At 60.5% G+C, this 19,041-nt stretch carries 17 protein-coding genes; 16 read left to right on the forward strand and 1 reads right to left on the reverse strand.

What is annotated here, in order from left to right; translation table 11 throughout:
- Positions 1–4 precede the first annotated feature (4 nt).
- The 16 genes from ACRRNM_RS00240 (at position 5) to ACRRNM_RS00315 (ending at position 18,401) form a co-directional block, all read left to right on the forward strand.
- A complete protein-coding gene (locus ACRRNM_RS00240; protein ID WP_435626241.1) occupies positions 5–481 on the forward strand; it encodes a NuoB/complex I 20 kDa subunit family protein in 477 nt (158 codons plus the stop codon).
- An 8-nt stretch (positions 482–489) separates the two neighbouring features.
- On the forward strand, positions 490–1,080 hold the full coding sequence (locus ACRRNM_RS00245; RefSeq protein WP_435626242.1) for an NADH-quinone oxidoreductase subunit C: 591 nt from the start codon (positions 490–492) through the stop codon (positions 1,078–1,080).
- 10 nt (positions 1,081–1,090) lie between these two features.
- Positions 1,091–2,344: an NADH-quinone oxidoreductase subunit D gene (locus ACRRNM_RS00250; protein WP_435626243.1), complete on the forward strand. Its 1,254-nt coding sequence runs from the start codon at positions 1,091–1,093 to the stop codon at positions 2,342–2,344.
- Positions 2,344–2,823, forward strand: coding sequence for an NADH-quinone oxidoreductase subunit NuoE (nuoE, locus tag ACRRNM_RS00255; RefSeq protein WP_435626244.1), 480 nt, complete (start codon positions 2,344–2,346; stop codon positions 2,821–2,823). Before ACRRNM_RS00250 ends, nuoE begins: the two co-directional genes overlap by 1 nt.
- On the forward strand, positions 2,820–4,085 hold the full coding sequence (nuoF, locus tag ACRRNM_RS00260; RefSeq protein WP_435626245.1) for an NADH-quinone oxidoreductase subunit NuoF: 1,266 nt from the start codon (positions 2,820–2,822) through the stop codon (positions 4,083–4,085). The genes nuoE and nuoF overlap by 4 nt, the downstream gene beginning before the upstream one ends.
- 21 nt (positions 4,086–4,106) lie before the next feature.
- Positions 4,107–6,437, forward strand: coding sequence for an NADH-quinone oxidoreductase subunit NuoG (gene nuoG / locus ACRRNM_RS00265; protein ID WP_435626246.1), 2,331 nt, complete (start codon positions 4,107–4,109; stop codon positions 6,435–6,437).
- A complete protein-coding gene (gene nuoH / locus ACRRNM_RS00270; RefSeq protein WP_435626247.1) occupies positions 6,434–7,474 on the forward strand; it encodes an NADH-quinone oxidoreductase subunit NuoH in 1,041 nt (346 codons plus the stop codon). Before nuoG ends, nuoH begins: the two co-directional genes overlap by 4 nt.
- 15 nt (positions 7,475–7,489) lie before the next feature.
- A complete protein-coding gene (gene nuoI, locus ACRRNM_RS00275) occupies positions 7,490–7,978 on the forward strand; it encodes an NADH-quinone oxidoreductase subunit NuoI (RefSeq protein WP_435626248.1) in 489 nt (162 codons plus the stop codon).
- Positions 7,979–7,990: 12 nt separating this feature from the next.
- Complete coding sequence (locus ACRRNM_RS00280; RefSeq protein ID WP_435626249.1) at positions 7,991–8,602, forward strand: NADH-quinone oxidoreductase subunit J; 612 nt, start codon at positions 7,991–7,993, stop codon at positions 8,600–8,602.
- A gap of 23 nt (positions 8,603–8,625) precedes the next feature.
- Complete coding sequence (gene nuoK / locus ACRRNM_RS00285; RefSeq protein WP_435626250.1) at positions 8,626–8,931, forward strand: NADH-quinone oxidoreductase subunit NuoK; 306 nt, start codon at positions 8,626–8,628, stop codon at positions 8,929–8,931.
- 152 nt (positions 8,932–9,083) lie between these two features.
- Entirely contained in the window at positions 9,084–11,084 is a 2,001-nt protein-coding gene (gene nuoL / locus ACRRNM_RS00290) for an NADH-quinone oxidoreductase subunit L (RefSeq protein WP_435626251.1), read from the forward strand.
- A 29-nt stretch (positions 11,085–11,113) separates the two neighbouring features.
- Complete coding sequence (locus ACRRNM_RS00295) at positions 11,114–12,604, forward strand: NADH-quinone oxidoreductase subunit M (RefSeq protein WP_435626252.1); 1,491 nt, start codon at positions 11,114–11,116, stop codon at positions 12,602–12,604.
- A 20-nt stretch (positions 12,605–12,624) separates the two neighbouring features.
- On the forward strand, positions 12,625–14,076 hold the full coding sequence (gene nuoN / locus ACRRNM_RS00300) for an NADH-quinone oxidoreductase subunit NuoN (RefSeq protein ID WP_435626253.1): 1,452 nt from the start codon (positions 12,625–12,627) through the stop codon (positions 14,074–14,076).
- A gap of 163 nt (positions 14,077–14,239) precedes the next feature.
- The gene (locus ACRRNM_RS00305; RefSeq protein ID WP_435626254.1) at positions 14,240–16,189 is read left to right on the forward strand and encodes a flagellar assembly protein A; all 1,950 of its coding nucleotides are present in this window, start codon (positions 14,240–14,242) and stop codon (positions 16,187–16,189) included.
- Positions 16,190–16,221: 32 nt separating this feature from the next.
- Positions 16,222–16,770, forward strand: a complete 549-nt coding sequence (locus tag ACRRNM_RS00310; RefSeq protein ID WP_435628616.1) for an NUDIX domain-containing protein — start codon at positions 16,222–16,224, stop codon at positions 16,768–16,770.
- Positions 16,771–17,198: 428 nt separating this feature from the next.
- Positions 17,199–18,401 (forward strand): ammonium transporter, encoded by a 1,203-nt coding sequence (locus tag ACRRNM_RS00315; protein WP_435626255.1) that lies wholly within the window; start codon positions 17,199–17,201, stop codon positions 18,399–18,401.
- Positions 18,402–18,464: 63 nt separating this feature from the next.
- Here the strand turns inward: ACRRNM_RS00315 and ACRRNM_RS00320 are convergent, their stop codons facing one another.
- Positions 18,465–19,028, reverse strand: a complete 564-nt coding sequence (locus ACRRNM_RS00320; RefSeq protein WP_435626256.1) for a YceI family protein — start codon at positions 19,026–19,028, stop codon at positions 18,465–18,467.
- Between the last annotated feature and the right edge of the window lie 13 nt (positions 19,029–19,041).

The following is a 19,041-nucleotide window of genomic DNA, read 5'->3' on the forward strand; positions in this document are numbered from 1 at the left end:
ACTCATGGGCATTGAAGGCATCCTGGAAAAGGGTGTTGTCACCACGACGCTCGACACCATCATCAATTACACTCGCACCGGATCGCTTTGGCCGATGACTTTCGGGCTGGCCTGCTGCGCGGTGGAGATGATGCATGCCGGCGCGGCACGCTACGATCTGGATCGCTTCGGCGTGGTTTTTCGCCCCAGCCCGCGCCAGTCTGACGTGATGGTGGTGGCCGGCACGCTGTGCAACAAGATGGCGCCGGCATTGCGCAAGGTATACGACCAGATGGCCGAGCCGCGCTGGGTGATTTCCATGGGTTCGTGCGCGAACGGCGGCGGCTATTACCACTATTCCTACTCGGTAGTGCGCGGCTGCGACCGTATCGTGCCGGTGGACGTGTACGTACCGGGGTGCCCGCCGACAGCCGAGGCGCTGCTGTACGGCGTCATCCAGCTGCAGAACAAGATCAAACGAACCAATACCATTGCACGTTAGGGTTAACTATGGCTGCTGATTTGAGTACGTTGCGTACCAGTCTGACGGGTTTGCTTGGCGACAGGCTGGCCGGTATGGAGGAGAAGCTGGGTGAGTTGACCGTGGTGGTCAAGTCTGCCGGGATGCTGGACACGCTGACGCGCCTGCGTGATGCGGCAGGTTTCGATCAGATGATCGATCTGTGCGGCGTGGATTACTCCACTTATGGCGATGGTGCCTGGGAAGGCCGGCGCTTCGCCATCGTCTACCACCTGTTGTCCGTAGTGCACAACGTTCGCCTGCGGGTGCGCATCTTCGCCGAGGATGACGATTTTCCGGTTCTGGAATCCGTCACCGACATCTGGCCTTGCGCCAACTGGTATGAGCGCGAGGCCTTCGATCTTTACGGCATCGTGTTCACCGGCCACCCCGATCTGCGCCGCCTCCTGACCGACTACGGCTTCGTCGGCAACCCGTTCCGCAAGGATTTCCCGCTGTCCGGTCATGTGGAAATGCGCTACGACCCCGAGCAGCAGCGCGTCGTGTATCAACCGGTGTCGATCGAGCCGCGCGAAGTGACGCCGCGCATCATCCGTGAAGAAAACTACGGTCGTAATTGAGGGCGCATAAATGGCTGAGATAAAGAATTACACCATGAACTTCGGGCCGCAGCACCCTTCGGCGCACGGTGTGTTGCGCCTGGTGCTGGAGCTTGACGGCGAGGTCATCGAGCGTGCCGACCCGCATATCGGGCTGTTGCATCGCGGCACCGAAAAGCTGGCCGAGAACAAGACCTACCTGCAGTCCCTGCCCTATATGGACCGGCTCGATTACGTTTCGATGATGAGCAACGAGCATGGCTATGTGATGGCGGTCGAGAAGCTGGCGGGTATCGAAGTACCTTTGCGCGCACAGTACATCCGCGTGATGTTCGACGAGATCACCCGCATCGAGAACCACCTGCTCTGGCTGGGTGCGCACGCGCTGGACATCGGCGCGATGACCATGTTCCTGTATTGCTTCCGCGAGCGCGAAGATCTGTTCGACGCCTACGAGGCGGTATCCGGCGCGCGCATGCACGCGGCCTATTACCGGCCGGGCGGGGTGTACCGCGATCTGCCGGACACCATGCCGCAATATCAGCCATCGAAAATCCACAACGCCGCGGCGGTGAAAAAGCTCAACGAAAACCGTCAGGGCTCGCTGCTCGATTTCCTGGAAGACTTCACCAATCGCTTCCCCACCTACATCGATGAATACGAGACGCTGCTGACCGATAACCGCATCTGGAAGCAGCGTACCGTCGGCATCGGCGTGGTCTCGCCGGAGCGCGCACTGGCGCTGGGTTTTACCGGCCCGATGCTGCGCGGTTCTGGTATTGAATGGGATCTGCGCAAGAAGCAGCCCTATGAAGTCTATGACCGGCTGGATTTCGATATCCCGGTCGGTACCAACGGCGATTCCTATGACCGTTATCTGGTGCGCGTCGAGGAGCTGCGCCAGGCGAACCGCATCATCAAGCAATGCATTGCCTGGCTGCGCGCCAATCCCGGCCCGGTGATTACCGACAATTTCAAGTTTGCGCCGCCCAAGCGCGAGGCGATGAAGCAGAACATGGAGGAGTTGATCCACCACTTCAAGCTGTTTTCCGAAGGCATGCACATGCCGGTCGGCGAGGCCTATGCGGCGGTGGAGCACCCCAAGGGCGAGTTCGGCATCTACCTGATTTCGGACGGTGCGAACAAGCCCTACCGCATGAAGATACGTGCGCCCGGCTTCGCCCACATGGCAGCGCTGGACGAGATGTGCCGCGGGCACATGATTGCCGACGTGGTGACCATCATCGGCACGCAGGACATTGTTTTCGGAGAGGTGGATCGCTGATGTTATCCGAACAAATACAAACCAGAATCAACCGCGAGTTGAAAAAGTATCCCGCGGACCAGAAACAGTCCGCAGTGATGGCCGCGCTGCGTTTCGTGCAGGACGAAAAGGGCTGGATCGCCAACGAGGACATGGCAGATGTCGCGGCCTACCTGGGCATGCCGAAAATGGCGGTGTACGAGGTCGCGACCTTCTACCACATGTACAACCTCAAGCCGATGGGCAAGCACACCCTCACCGTGTGTACCAACCTGTCATGCACGCTGTGCGGGGCAGAAGAAACCGTGGCTTACCTGAAATCCAAGCTGGGCATTGGCCTGGGCGAGGTGACGGCTGACGGAAAGTTCGGCCTGCGCGAAGGCGAGTGCATGGGGGCGTGCAAGGATGCGCCGCTGCTTACCGTGAACAACAAGAGGCTTTGCGGCCGTCTGGGCAAAGAGAAGATCGATCAACTTTTGGCGGAGCTGGATAAATCATGAGAGGCCCGGTCATTCTCACCACGATGGATTTCGATCAGCCCTGGACGCTGGAAAACTATCTCAAGGTCGGCGGCTACCAGGCGTTGCGCAAGGTGCTGACCGAGAAGATGGCGCCCGAAGCGATCATCGCCGAAGTCAAGCTGTCGGCGCTACGCGGGCGCGGCGGCGCGGGCTTCCCGACTGGGCTGAAGTGGAGCTTCATGCCCAAGGACTACAAGGGTGACAAGTACATCGTCTGCAACACCGACGAGGGCGAGCCCGGCACCTGCAAGGACTGGGACATCCTGCGCTACAACCCGCACCTGCTCATCGAGGGCATGGCGATCGCCGCCTACACGATGGGGGTGAAGACCGGCTACAACTACGTGCACGGCGAAATCTTCGAGGCCTACGAACGCATGGAAGAAGCCTGTGAACTGGCGCGCGCCGCCGGTTACCTCGGCGACAACATCCTGGGCACGGATTTCTGTTTCGACCTGCATAACCACCTGGGCTACGGCGCCTATGTCTGCGGCGAAGAAACCGCGCTGCTGGAATCCATCGAGGGCAAGAAGGGCCAGCCGCGCTACAAGCCGCCTTTCCCCGCAACCTTCGGCCTGTACGGCAAGCCGACCACCATCAACAACACCGAAACCTTTTCCAGCATCCCGTACATCATCAACAACGGCGGGCAGAAATTCCTGGAACTGGGCAAGCCTAACAACGGCGGCACCAAGCTGTTCTCGGTATCCGGCCACGTGAATAATCCCGGCAACTTCGAGGTGCCGATGGGCACGCCGTTTCCCGAGCTGCTGAAGATGGCGGGCGGAGTGCGCGACGGCCACACCCTCAAGGCGGTGATCCCCGGCGGCTCTTCGATGCCGGTGCTGCCCGCCGAGATCATGATGGGGCTGACCATGGACTACGATTCCATCTCCAAGGCGGGTTCCGGACTGGGCAGCGGCGCGGTGATCGTCATGGACGAGACGACCTGCATGGTGCGCGCGCTGGAGCGTTTGTCCTATTTCTACTACGAGGAATCCTGCGGGCAGTGCACGCCGTGCCGCGAAGGCACCGGCTGGCTGTATCGCGTCGTGCATCGCATCGAGCACGGCGAGGGGCGCAAGGAAGACCTGGATCTGCTGCTGAGCGTGGGGGAGAACATCGCCGGACGCACCATCTGTGCCTTGGGCGAAGCGGCGGTTTGGCCGGTGCAGGGGATGCTCAGGCATTTCCGCAGCGAATTTGAATATCACATCGAACACAAGCGCTGCTTGGTGTAAGGCTGACGGGTCAGGTGAGCAATGATCAACATCGAAATTGACGGCAAGCTGGTTGAAACCGAGCGCGGCTCCACCGTGATGGACGCGGCGCGCAAGGCGGGCGTTCATATCCCGCACTTCTGCTATCACAAGAAACTGTCCATCGCGGCCAACTGCCGCATGTGCCTGGTCGAGGTGGAAAAGGCGCCCAAGCCGCTGCCCGCGTGCGCGACGCCGGCCACCGACGGCATGAAGGTCAAGACCCATTCCGAGGTGGCGGTCAAGGCGCAGAAGGGCGTGATGGAGTTCCTGCTCATCAACCATCCGCTGGATTGCCCGGTTTGCGATCAGGGCGGCGAATGCCAGCTGCAGGACGTGGCGATGGGCTACGGCGCGACGGCGTCGCGCTACAGCGAGGAAAAACGCGTCGTGATGCACAAGGATGTCGGCGCGCTGATTTCCACGAAGGAAATGAGCCGCTGCATCCAGTGCACGCGCTGCGTGCGCTTTGGGCAGGAAATCGGCGGCATGATGGAACTGGGCATGGCGTTCCGCGGCGAGCATTCCGAGATCATGAGCTTCGTGGACAGCACGGTGGATTCCGAACTGTCCGGCAACATGATCGATCTGTGCCCGGTCGGCGCGCTGACCAGCAAGCCGTTCCGCTACACCGCGCGCAGCTGGGAGCTGTCGCGGCGCAAGTCGGTCAGCCCGCATGACGGACTGGGCTCCAAACTCGCGGTTCAGGTGAAGAACCACAAGGTGATGCGCGTCCTGCCGATCGAAAACGAAGCCGTCAACGAATGCTGGATTTCCGACAAGGACCGTTTCAGTTACGAAGGGCTGAATGCGCCGGAACGCCTGACCAAGCCGATGCTCAAGCAGGACGGCAAGTGGCAGGAAGTCGAATGGCAGGTTGCGCTGGAATACGTGGCGAAGGCGCTGCACCAGATCGGCTGCGGCGCCGGGGCCGAGCAGATCGGCGCGCTGGCGACGCCGCACAGCACGCTGGAAGAACTCTACCTGCTGCAGAAACTCATGCGCGGCCTAGGCAGCAACAACATCGATTTCCGCCTGCGCCAGTCCGACTTCGGCGCGGACGGCAAGCAGGCCGGCGCACCCTGGCTGGGCATGCCGGTCGCCGACATCAATACCCGCGACCGTTTCCTGATCGTCGGCAGCTTCCTGCGCAAGGATCATCCGCTGCTCGCGCAGCGCGTGCGCCAGGCGGTCAAGAAGGGCGCTCAGGCCAGCATCGTGCATTCGAGCGACGACGACCTGCTGATGCCGGTCGCGAACAAGGCCATCGTCGCGCCAAGTGACATGGCCAACATGCTGGCGCAAATCCTCAAGGCGCTGGCGGCCGAGAAGCAGGGCAGCACGCAGGGCGTCGAGAACGTCACGGTCGGCAGCGAGGCCGCGGCTATTGCGAAGAGCCTCGCAAGCGGTGAACGCGCCGCGGTGCTGCTCGGAAATTTCGCGCAGCAGCATCCACAGGCGGCGCAGCTTGCCGTGTTCGCGGAGAAGATCGCCGCACTGTGCGGCGCAAAATTCGGCTTCCTCGGCGAGGCGGCCAACAGCGTCGGCGGCTATCTCGCCAGTGCGGTGCCGTCCGGCAATGGCGCAAATGCCGCGCAGATGGTGGCATCGCCGTGCAAGGCCTACCTCCTGCTGAACGTCGAGCCGGAACTGGACATGCATGACTCGCAACAGGCGATGGCAGCGATGTACGCCGCCGACCTGGTGGTGGCCTTGTCCGCATACAAACACCATGCAACCGATTACGCCAACGTTTTGCTGCCGATCGCGCCGTTCACCGAAACTTCCGGCACCTTTGTCAGCACCGAGGGGCGCGTCCAGAGCTTCAAGGGTACGGTCAAGCCGCTCGGCGATGCCCGTCCGGCATGGAAGGTGCTGCGCGTACTGGGCAACCTGCTCGAAGTGCAGGGCTTCGATTACGACACCAGCGAAGCAGTGCGCGACGAGGCGTTGTCCGGCCCGGCGGTGGCGGAGCGGCTGAATAATCACCTCGAAGGGATCGCGATCCAACCGGCAGCGCCTGCTGCCGGAGGCTTGCAGCGCATCGCCGATGTGCCGATCTACGCGGCCGATGCGCTGGTGCGCCGTGCGAGCTCGCTGCAGAAGACCCGCGATGCCGCAACCCCTTGCGTATCGATGCATAGCAGCGAGTTGCAGAAACTGGGCGTGAAATCCGGCGATGCCGTGAAGGTTAGCCAGAGCAGGACAATGGTGCGTCTGGCGGTGCGGGCGGATGATTCCCTGCCCGCCGGCTGCGCGCGTGTGGCGGCGGGTCATCCGGCGACGGCGGAACTGGGCGCGATGTTTGGAACGATTACTGTGGAGCGCGCATGATGGAATTGCTGCAAACTTTGCAACAGCTCGGGCAGGAACTGCTCGGGTCGGCATGGCTGCCGGTCTGGACCATAGTGAAAATCATGGTCATCACGGTGCCGATCATGCTGACGGTCGCCTACCTGACGCTGGCAGAACGCAAGGTCATCGGCTACATGCAGATCCGCATCGGCCCGAACCGCGTCGGCCCCTACGGCCTGATCCAGCCGCTCGCCGACGGTGTGAAGCTGCTGTTCAAGGAAATCGTCATTCCGACCAAGTCGAACAAATTCCTGTTCATCGCGGCGCCCATTCTCGGCCTCGCGCCGTCGCTCGCGGCCTGGGCGGTGATGCCGTTCGGCGACGGGATGGTGGTGTCCAACCTCAATGCGGGGCTGCTCTATATCCTGGCGATGACTTCGCTGGCGGTGTACGGCATCATCATCGCCGGCTGGGCGTCCAACTCCAAGTATGCCTTCCTCGGCGCGGTACGTTCCGCCGCGCAGATCGTGTCGTACGAGATCGCGATGGGCTTCGCGCTGGTGTGCGTGTTGCTGGCCTCGCAGAGCATGAACCTCGGCGACATCGTCAAGGGTCAGCAGGGCAGCCTCGGCCTGCTGAACTGGTACTGGATCCCGCTGTTCCCGATGTTCCTGGTGTACTTCATCTCCGGCGTGGCCGAGACCAACCGCGCACCGTTCGACATGGCGGAAGGCGAGTCGGAAATCGTCGCGGGCTTCCATGTGGAATATTCCGGCATGGCGTTCGCGATGTTCTTCCTGGCCGAATACGCCAACATGATCCTGATCGCCTTCCTGACCTCTATCATGTTCCTGGGCGGCTGGCTGTCGCCGGTGCCGTTCCTGCCGGACAGTTTCTTCTGGCTGCTGGCCAAGGTTTCCTTCTTCCTGTTCCTGTTCCTGTGGTTCCGCGCGACCTTCCCGCGCTACCGCTATGACCAGTTGATGCGGCTGGGCTGGAAAATATTCATCCCGCTGACTATCGTCTGGGTGGTGGTGGTTGCCGCATGGATGCAAACCCCGCTGTGGGTCTGGTAAGCGGAGGGGATAAAAATGGAAAAAATAGCAAACTTCTTCAAGACCTTCCTGCTGTACGAACTGGTCAAGGGCTTGGCGCTGACGGGGCGCTACTTCTTCGCGCGCAAGATCACCGTGCAGTATCCGGAAGAGAAGACTCCGCAGGGCTTCCGTTTCCGCGGCCTGCATGCGCAGCGCCGTTATGCCAACGGCGAGGAGCGCTGCATCGGCTGCAAGCTGTGCGAGGCGGTGTGCCCGGCCATGGCGATCAAGATCGAGGTGGCGGAGAGCGAGGACGGCACGCGCCGCACCACGCAGTACGACATCGACCTGTACAAGTGCATTTTTTGCGGCTTCTGCGAGGAATCCTGCCCGGTGGATGCGATCGTCGAAACCCGCGTGTTCGAGTACCACGGCGAGAAGCCAGGCGACCTGTATTACACCAAGGCCATGCTGCTGGCGAACGGTGACAAATACGAAGAGCAGATCGCCAAGGATCGCGCGGCGGATGCGAAGTACCGATAAGAGGACAGTCAGATGAATTTCGAGACCATCGTGTTTTACCTGTTTGCGGCGCTGACCGTGTTCGCGGGATTGCGCGTGATCACCGCGCGCAACCCGGTGCATGCCGTGCTGTTCCTGGTGCTGGCGTTCATTGCTTCCGCGGGCATCTGGCTGCTGCTGGAGGCCGAGTTCCTCGCCATCACCCTGGTGCTGGTGTACGTCGGCGCGGTCATGGTGCTGTTCCTGTTCGTGGTGATGATGCTGGACATCAACCTGGTTCAACTGCGCCAGGACCTCTGGCGCTGGCTGCCGTTCGGCGCGGTGTTGGCCGGCCTCATGGCGTTCGAGATGATTTGGGTGCTGGGCTCCACCGAGGCCTCGGCCGGCAAGACAGCCGTCAAGCATGCGGCCGATTACAGCAACACCAAGGAGCTCGGTCGGCTGATCTATACCGACTATGTGTATCCGTTCGAGATCGCCGCGGTATTGCTGCTGGTGGCGATGGTGGCGGCGATTGCGCTGACCCTGCGCCGCCGCAAGGATGCCAAGTCTCAGGTGATCGCCGAGCAGCTGGCGGTGAAGAAGGCGGATCGTCTGCGCGTCGTGTCCATGCCGGCCGAGCGTAAAGATTCGGCGGCAAACTAATTCCAGGGAGCGAGAAGAACAACATGTTGACCCTTTCCCATTATCTGGTGCTCAGTGCCGTGCTGTTTGCGATCGGCGTGGTCGGCATCTTCCTCAACCGCAAGAACCTGATCGTGCTGCTGATGGCGATCGAAATGATGCTGCTGGCGGTGAACACCAACTTTGTGGCGTTTTCGCATTACCTGAACGATACCGCCGGGCAGGTCTTCGTATTCTTCATCTTGACCGTGGCCGCGGCCGAGGCCGCCATCGGCCTGGCGATCCTGGTGGTGCTGTTCCGCAGCCTGAACACCATCAACGTTGAAGATCTAGACAGCCTGAAAGGGTAATGGGCCATGAGAACCTCTATAAATCCATTTTCCGGGCGAATCGCGGCGTCGCGTGCTCGCTCAATCCTCGCCTATCAATCTGATATGTCTCGTTGTTCGCTGTGCGGCTCCTTGCGCTTCATCCCGCAAAATGAATTTCTAGAGGCTCTCATATGAGTATGCAAAATCTGTATCTGCTGGTTCCCCTGGCGCCGCTGGCCGGGGCAATCTTTGCCGGCCTGTTCGGCAAGTGCTTGGATCGCGCCTGGTCGCACCGCGTCACCATCCTGATGATGGTGGTTTCCTTTCTTGCCTCGGTCGCGGTCTTCAACGATGTGCTGGCGGGCAACAACTTCAACGGCCCGGTCTACACCTGGCTGACTTCCGGCGACACCAGCTTCCAGGTCGGATTCCTGATCGACAAACTCACCGCCACGATGATGCTGGTGGTGACCTTCGTGTCGCTGATGGTGCACATTTACACCATCGGCTACATGGAAGACGACGACGGCTACCAGCGCTTCTTCAGCTACATCTCGCTGTTCACCTTCTCCATGCTGATGCTGGTGATGGCCAACAACTTCATGCAGCTGTTCTTCGGCTGGGAAGCGGTGGGGCTGGTTTCCTACCTGCTGATCGGTTTCTGGTACAAGAAGGAAACGGCGATCTACGCAAATTTAAAGGCTTTTTTAGTTAATCGTGTCGGCGACTTCGGTTTCCTGCTCGGCATCGGGCTGGTGGTGATGGTGTTCGGCACGCTCGACTATGCCGCGGTGTTCGCCAATGCCGCGAGCCACGCGAAGGACATCGCACCGATACCCGGTGTGTCGTGGAACATGATGACCGCGATCTGCATCCTGCTGTTCATCGGCGCGATGGGCAAGTCGGCGCAGTTCCCGCTGCATGTCTGGCTGCCCGACTCGATGGAAGGCCCAACCCCGATCTCCGCGTTGATCCACGCCGCGACCATGGTGACTGCCGGTATCTTTATGGTGGCGCGCATGTCGCCGCTCTACGAACTGTCCGAAACCGCACTGTCCTTCGTCATGGTGATCGGCGCGATTACCGCGCTGTTTATGGGCTTCCTCGGCATCATCCAGAACGACATCAAGCGTGTGGTGGCTTATTCCACGCTGTCTCAGCTCGGCTACATGACCGTGGCGCTCGGCGCATCCGCCTACTCGGTGGCGATCTTCCACCTCATGACCCATGCGTTCTTCAAGGCGCTGCTGTTCCTTGCCGCCGGCTCCGTAATCATCGCGATGCACCACGACCAGGACATCCGCAACATGGGCGGCTTGAGGAAATACATGCCGATCACCTGGATCACTTCGCTGATTGGCTCGCTGGCGCTGATCGGCACGCCGTTCTTCTCCGGCTTCTATTCCAAGGACAGCATCATCGAGGCGGTTGCGCTGTCGAACCTGCCCGGCTCCGGCTTCGCCTACTTCGCGGTGGTGGCCGGGGTGTTTGTCACGGCCTTCTATTCGTTCCGCATGTACTTCCTGGTATTCCACGGCAAGGAGCGTTTCCATCATCCCAAGCCGACGCATGACCACGAAGGCGGCAAGGAAGACGACGGCCATGCGCACCATCATGGCAATCCGCACGAGACGCCCTGGGTGGTGACGCTGCCGCTGATTCTGCTGGCCATTCCTTCCGTGCTGATCGGCTACCTTGCCATCGAGCCGATGCTGTATGGCGGCTATTTCGGCGATGCGATCTTCATTTCCGGGCACCATCACGCGATGCACGAGATGCAGCAGGAATTCCACGGCGCGCTTGCGATGGCGCTGCATTCGCTGACCACCCTGCCGCTGTGGCTGGCGATTGCCGGCGTGGCGAGCGCGGCGTTCTTCTACCTCAAGCGCCCCGACATTCCCGCGGCGATCCAGAAGCGTTTCCAGTTCATCTACACCCTGCTGGACAACAAGTACTACTTCGACCGTTTCAACGACTGGTTCTTCGCCGGCGGCGCGCGCGGCGCGAGCGGCTTCCTGTGGAAGTTCGGTGACGTGACGGTGATCGACGGCTGGATCGTGAACGGTTCGGCGAAGCTGGTCGGGATGCTCTCGGGCGTGGTGCGCCATCTCCAGTCCGGCTACATCTACCACTATGCGTTTTCCATGATCATCGGCGTGTTCGTGCTGCTGACCGTGCGGGACTGGTTTTAATGACTCGGGTTTGAATAAGGAAAAACAGCATGATTTTCGGATTACCCGTAATTAGCGTTGCAATCTGGCTGCCGATCGTCTTCGGCCTCCTGGTGCTGGCCACCGGCGGCGACAAGAATGCTCCGCTGGCGCGCATCCTCGCGCTGGTCGGCTCGGTGCTCGGTTTCCTGGTGACGATTCCGCTCTATACCGGCTTTGTGCGCGATACCTCCGAGATGCAGTTCGTCGAGCTGCACGACTGGATCGCGCGCTTCAACATCCATTATCACCTCGGCGTGGACGGCATCTCGGTGCTGTTCATCCTGCTGACCGCCTTCTTCACTCCTCTCGTGGTGCTGGCCGGCTGGCAGGTGATCGAGAAGCGCGTCGCGCAATACATGGCGTCCTTCCTCATCATGTCCGGCATCATGATCGGCGTGTTCGCCGCGCTCGATTCGATCCTGTTTTACGTGTTCTGGGAAGCGATGCTGATCCCGATGTTCCTCATCATCGGCATATGGGGCGGCCAGAACCGCGTGTACGCGGCAGTCAAGTTCTTCCTCTACACCCTGCTCGGCTCGCTGCTGATGCTGGTCGCGCTGATCTACCTGTACAACCAGTCGGGCGGCAGCTTCGCGATCCTCGACTTCCACAAGACCGCGATCCCGATGACGGCGCAGATCCTGATCTTCATCGCATTCTTCTTCGCCTTCGCGGTGAAGGTGCCGATGTTCCCGGTGCATACCTGGTTGCCGGACGCACACGTCGAAGCGCCAACCGGCGGCTCGGTGATCCTGGCGGCGATCATGCTGAAGGTGGGCGCCTACGGCTTCCTGCGCTTCTCCATGCCGATCGTGCCGGACGCGAGCCATCAGCTGGCCGGCGGCATGATCGCGCTGTCGCTGATCGCGGTGGTGTACATCGGCCTGGTGGCGCTGACCCAGAGCGACATGAAGAAGCTGGTGGCGTACTCCTCAATCTCGCACATGGGCTTCGTCACGCTGGGCTTCTTCATCTTCAACGCCTACGGCATGGAAGGCGCGCTGCTGCAGATGATCTCGCACGGCTTCGTGTCCGGCGCGCTGTTCCTGTGCATCGGTGTGCTGTATGACCGCATGCATTCGCGCAAAATCGCCGATTACGGCGGCGTGGCCAACACCATGCCGGTGTTCGCCGCCTTCTTCATGCTGTTTGCGATGGCCAACAGCGGCCTGCCCGGCACCAGCGGCTTCGTCGGCGAATTCATGGTGATCCTCGGCGCGGTCAAGGCAAACTTCTGGTATGCCTTCGCCGCAGCGACCACGCTGGTTTTCGGCGCGGCCTACACGCTGTGGATGTACAAGCGCGTGATCTTCGGTGACGTAGCCAATTCGCATGTCGCCGAACTGACCGACATGAACCTGCGCGAAAAGGTTATTTTTGCGATCCTCGCGATTACCGTGCTGGGCATGGGGTTGTACCCCCTGCCGTTCAGCGAAATCATGCATGTGTCGGTGAATGACCTGCTGGTGCACGTGGCGCGTTCCAAGCTGCCGTTGTAAGCAGTTGACTTGAGGTGAATATGGATTTGATGACGAATTTGATGCCGGCCGGAGCGGAGATTTTCCTGTTGGTCATGGCGTGCGTGATCCTGATCGCGGATCTGCTGATCAAGCAAAGCGGCAGGCAGGCCACCTATATGCTGGTGCAGCTCACCCTGCTGGGCTGCTCGCTGATCACCGTCGGTGCGCATGAGCATGGCGTGGTCTATGCCTTCCACAACATGTTCGTGGACGACCTCATGGCCGACGTGCTGAAGCTCCTGACCTACCTCGCGGTGTCGATGATGCTGGTGTATTCGCGCCAGTACCTCGCCGTGCGCGGCCTGTTCAGCGGCGAATTCATGGTGCTGGCGCTGTTCGCCACGCTCGGCATGATGGTGATGATCTCCGCCAACCATTTCCTCACCCTGTATCTCGGCCTGGAAGTGCTCTCGCTGAGCCTGTATGCGATGGTTGCCCTGCAGCGCGACTCCGCCGTCGCCACCGAGGCCGCGATGAAGTACTTTATCCTTGGGGCGCTGGCTTCCGGCCTGCTGCTGTACGGCATGTCCATGCTGTACGGCGCGACCGGCTCGCTGGAACTGGGCGCGGTGTCCAAGGCGATCCAGTCGGGTGCTGCGGACAAGAGCCTGCTGGTGTTCGGCCTGGTGTTCGTGGTCTCCGGCCTGGCCTTCAAACTCGGCGTGGTGCCGTTCCACATGTGGGTGCCGGACGTTTACCACGGCGCACCCACCGCGATGACCATGCTGATCGGCTCGGCGCCCAAGCTCGCCGCGTTCGCCTTCGTTACGCGCATCCTGGTCGAGGGTCTGCAGCCGCTGGTGCAGCACTGGTCGGGCATGCTGGTCATCCTTGCCGTCGCCTCGATGGCCATCGGCAACATCACCGCGATCGCGCAGACCAACCTCAAGCGCATGTTTGCCTACTCGACCATCGCGCACATGGGCTTCCTGCTGCTTGGCCTGTTGAGTGGCGGCATCGAAGGCTACGGCTCGTCGATGTTCTATGCCGTGGTGTACGTGCTGATGTCGCTCGGCGCGTTCGGCATGATCATGCTGCTGTCGCGCGAAGGCTTCGAGGCCGACACCCTCAACGACTTCAAGGGCCTCAACCAGCGCAGCCCGTGGCTCGCCTTCCTGATGCTGCTGCTGATGTTCTCCATGGCCGGTGTGCCGCCCACCGTCGGCTTCTACGCAAAATTCTCGGTGCTGAACGCCGTGGTGCAGGCGGGGCACATCTGGCTGGCCGTGGTTGCGGTGCTGCTCTCGCTGATCGGCGCGTTCTATTACCTGCGCATCGTCAAGCTGATGTATTTCGACGCGCCGGAAAGCCATGCACCGATTACCGTCGGTTCGGATACCGCGCTGCTGATGAGTGTGAACGGCTTGGGCATGTTGCTGCTGGGTCTGTTGCCCGGCACGCTGATGTCGGTGTGCGCCGTCTCGGTACAGCAGTCGCTGCTGCTGCATTAATGCACATCATGCAGCCTTGCCAAACTCCCGCCGCGTGCGGGAGTTTTTGCTTGTGTGCACGCATTACGTGACAGAATGCACCTCTCCTGCCGCCATTGCGATGCAGGCAATGAAGAAAAGCTGATATTATTCAATGCTGACTCGTAAGACTTAACACTACCAAATGAATTCGACCGATTTGCCGGGTAGTTCCGCTGAATCTCCAGAAGATTGGGCGCTTCCTAGTTTTATCTCCGTACGACAAGAGGGAGTCATCGTCGACCTGCTGCGCCTGTATGCGTCGGGCGGCTTTGAGCTGTTTGTCGATCGCCTGTTTACCGGAGGGATGCGCTTTTTTGACCTGGACTATGCCGCTTTCCTCAAGCTGCTTTATGACGCAGACTGGCTGGCTGCGATGCAGGGCAAATGCGCCGAGGTGAAAATCGCCACAAAAATCGCCCGGTTCGTGCCGCAACGCCAGGAGCTCTACCGCTCGGTGAAGCTGCTCGAGGGAGGAAATCGCGCCGAATATGTTTTCGAGCCGGTCAGTATCGAGGAGGCTTATGAGGAGCCGGTTTACGGCAAGCCGGGCGAAGACGGCGTTCGTCCGGTTATCGGGCAGTTGAACAAAACCAGATTAGTACCCACCAAGCTGGATTTCGACGAGTTTGTCGCCGATATGTGGCTGAAGGGAGTGAAGTTCGGTATCGACGCGGATGTCGTGCGCCAGGCCATCGCAGGCGGCAAGTCCGGCCGCATGACTATCGCCTGGCACCTCGATCCCACGCAGGGGCGCGATGCCGAAATCACGGAGGTGTTTTCCGGTCTGCGTCAGGATAATTCCCCCAGGATACTGCGGGACGGCAAGGCCGATCTGAAGTCATTCAAGAATCGCTTCCCGCAGGTCGCCAAAGGCAAGCGCCTGCTCAAGAAAATCCAGAGGGTGCTGGGCAAGCCGGGTTACAAGGTGACCGGCGAAGTCATCGAGCCGAAAATACCGAAAGATGTGGACTTGCATGAGCTGGCCGCGGCAGGGACCGCCGTGGAACAGGCGGACGATGGCGAATATATCGTGTCGGCGCTGGATGGTTTCATCATGCACGACGAGCAGTCGAACAGTATTTCAGTCACCGAGAAAATCGAGACCAAGGGAGGCATCAGCGCCAAGACGACCGGGGACCTGGAACTTGGCGTAGACGAGTTCATCGAGCACGGCGAGGTGCAGGAAGGCCGCGGGGTGAAAGGAAAGCACATGACTTTCCTTTCCGATGTATTCGGTAACGTGATTTCGCAGGGCGGCAACATCCGCATCGAGGGTAATCTGGCCGGCGGCCGCGCGGAATCGTCGGGCGGCAACATCACGTTGTGCAAGCGCGTCTCTCGCGCCGTGGTTCGCGCTCGCGACGGGGAAGTGACTATCCATTACTGCGAGCACAGCACCATAGTCGGCAGGACGGTCCGCATCGAACATGCGGTGAACTGCGAAATCGTCGCCGACGAAGTGTATGCCGATGTTGTCGAAGGATGCATGATTGCGGCCGAGAAAATCAAGATAGCCTCCTCGAACGAGTGCCGGGGCAGGGAGACTCTGGTGACGGTGCTGATTCCCGACCTGTCGGCATCCGACCAGTACATCGCTGCATTGAATAAAAAAATTACCGAGGCGCAGGAGGGCAGCAAGGCCAAGACAGCGGAAACCGAAGTGCTGAAAGCAGAGCCGGAGTTCGCGAAATACCTGGCGCTATATGAGCGGATCCGGAGCGGCGCAATCAAGCTCACGGCGGAGCAGGCAGTCAACTGGCGCAAACTGGCTGAAAGGCATGCCAAGGCAGCCAATCAACTGGCGAAGCTCAATGCTGAGATCGGTGCATACGATCTTTCAGTCAAGGAAGCCGAAGATGAACTCGCCGACGTCATGCGCGAGCGTGACGCGATGAGGGAGGACATCTCCTGCATCATCGACAAGATTGCCGGCCACACCGTCGGACAAACGATGAAAACCGCTCACGGCGCGGATGTATTCAATGGCAAGTCGGGCGCCGATATCAGGCTCACCCTGCAGAAAATGGACAGCTATAAGGCGCGGATTTTCTCGGAGGACTCGGGCTCGGTCGGCTGGCAGTTCGAGAAATAATTCCGCCCGGAGCGGTTTTTATCAAGCAAGGAATCGCCGTGGATTTGAAGGAAACCCGCCTGGATACGGCCTTGATGTACGACGGCAGCTTCCTCAAGGTGCACAAGGATCATGCGCGCCTGCCGGACGGCCAGGTGCATACCCGGGAATACATCGCCCATCCCGGCGCAGTCGCCGTGCTGGCGCTGCTCGACAACGGTAAGCTGGTGATGGAGCGCCAGTACCGCTACGCGCCGCAGCGCGAATTCATCGAAATCCCCGCGGGCAAGATCGATCCCAGCGAAGATATCCTGCGCACCGCACAGCGCGAGTTGCTCGAAGAAACCGGCTATGCCGCCGGCGAGTGGACACACCTGACGACCACCTGGCCGTGCATCGGCTACTCCGACGAGCACATCGAATATTTCCTGGCGCGCGGCCTCACCCACCGGGGTCGCCAACTCGACGACGGCGAATTCCTCGAAGTGTTCGAGCTCTCGCTCGCCGAGGCGCTGGAGTGGGTGAGATTGGGGAAAATCGACGACAGCAAGACCATCGTCAGGCTGTTCTGGCTGGAGAAGCACCTCAACGGCTGGCGCTGAAAATTGCTGCGGAGGGCGTCTGATGGAACTCTAGCCATTCCACTAGACTGCCAAAATACAGCAGCCAAGTGGCTGGTTATGCGGTGTTGCGCTGTATTGGTTTCGGCATAACATGCTGCGCATGTGAGCCTTCACCGCAACTTCGTTGTCGCAATCCTCATGTACTTTATGTACATTCCGGTTGCTGCGTTCCGTGCGCCTTGCATCCATCCCTCCTCGCGAATTTTTAAGGCAGCTTTTTAGCCCATCCCCTAGTTGTGCACCGCACCGGTGCAAAACCCCGGCGCGCCCATGATAAAGCGCACCAACTTCTCCCTTTAAAGCGTTTACTCCTCCGTTCTTCATGGAATTGCCTTTAGCTATCAGCTGGTTGGCGTTGTGGAACGCATCTTGCGTGTCTTCTGGGGCATAAACCATAGGAGATACGCATGGAAAACCTGAAATCCGGCAACGACGTCCTGTTCCTGCTGCTCGGTGCGGTCATGGTGCTGGCGATGCATGCCGGCTTCGCCTTCCTGGAACTTGGCACGGTGCGCAAGAAAAACCAGGTGAATGCGCTGGTCAAGATCCTGGCCGACTTCGCCGTCTCCACTCTCGCGTACTTCTTCATCGGCTACGGCATCGCCTACGGTGTGCATTTCTTCGGCGGCGCGGAACAGCTCGCGCAGAAGAGCGGCTACGACCTCGTGAAATTCTTTTTCCTGCTCACCTTTGCCGCCGCGATCCCCGCGATCGTTTCCGGCGGCATCGCCGAGCGCGCGCGCTTCAATCCGCAACTGGCCGCCACCTTCATGCTGGTCGGCTTCATCTATCCGGTTTTCGAGGGTATTGCCTGGAATGGCCGTCTCGGCGTGCAGCAATGGTTGGCTGCATCATTTGGCGCACCATTCCACGACTTCGCCGGCTCGGTGGTGGTGCATGCGATCGGGGGCTGGATCGCGCTGGCGGCGGTGCTGCTGCTCGGTGCACGGCGTGGACGCTACAGCAGGGAAGGGCGCGTCGCCGCACATCCGCCCTCCAGCATCCCGTTCCTCGCCCTCGGCGCGTGGATACTCACCGTGGGCTGGTTCGGTTTCAACGTCATGTCGGCGCAGGAGATCACCAAGATCAGCGGCCTGGTCGCAGTCAACTCGCTGATGGCGATGGTGGGAGGAACGCTGGCCGCGCTGTGGACAGGCAAGAACGATCCCGGCTTCGTGCACAACGGCCCGCTGGCCGGCCTGGTGGCGATCTGCGCCGGCTCCGACCTGATGCACCCCATCGGCGCATTGCTCACAGGCGGTGTGGCGGGTGCATTATTTGTGGCGATGTTCACCCTCACGCAGAACCGCTGGAAGATCGACGACGTGCTCGGCGTCTGGGCGCTGCACGGCCTGTGCGGTGCGTGGGGCGGCATCGCGGCGGGCGTTTTCGGCGCCAAGGTGCTGGGCGGACTCGGCGGGGTCAGCTTCATGGCGCAGTTGTGCGGCACCTTGCTCGGTGTGGCGATCGCTTTCACCGGCGGCTACGCAGTGTATGGCGCGATCAAGAAGCTGGTCGGCATCCGCCTCGATGCGGAAGAGGAATTCAACGGCGCCGATTTGAGCATCCACCGGATTTCTGCGACGCCGGAAAGGGAGTCGGGCTGGTAGTGCAGCCCATAACGCAAAAGGGCAAGCCTTCCGGCCTGCCCTTTCCCGGGAGATAGCGAAACTTCAGTCCTTCAACGCTTCTACCGGCGATGAGATTTTCACTTCGTCGCTCACCATAGGGACGTATTTGGCCATGCCGAATTCCGAGCGTTTCAGTGTGGCGGAGATGTCCGCGCCGCAGGCCGGTTTTTTGGCCATCGGGTGCATGGTGCAGCGGAAGTTACTCACAGTGAGGGTCAGCGGCCTGGTCACGCCGAGCAGGGTGAAGCTGCCTTCGGCGGCAACCACCTTGTCGCCGTCGAACACCAGCTTGTCCGAGACGAAGCGCATGGTGGGGAATTGGGCGACGTTGAAGAATTCGTCGGACTTCATGTGCTCGTCCCATTTGTCGAGTCCCATGTCGAGCGAGGCGGTCTCGATCACCAGCTCCACGCTGCCCTTCTTCGCGGCGGTGTCGAGGGCGATCTTGCCGCTGGATTTGTTGAAGCGGCCGCGCTGGGTCGAGAAGCCCATGTGGTTGACCTCGAATACCGGGAAGGTGTGGCGCGAGTCGATGGTGTAGCTGTCGGCGGCCCAGGCGGGTGCGGCAAACAGGGTGGCGAGGAGAGCGGCGAGAAGTTTATTCATGTTGTTTTCCTTT

This window comes from Ferrigenium straubiae (assembly GCF_051257895.1).
In the GTDB taxonomy this organism is placed as follows: Bacteria; Pseudomonadota; Gammaproteobacteria; order Burkholderiales; family Gallionellaceae; genus Gallionella; species Gallionella straubiae.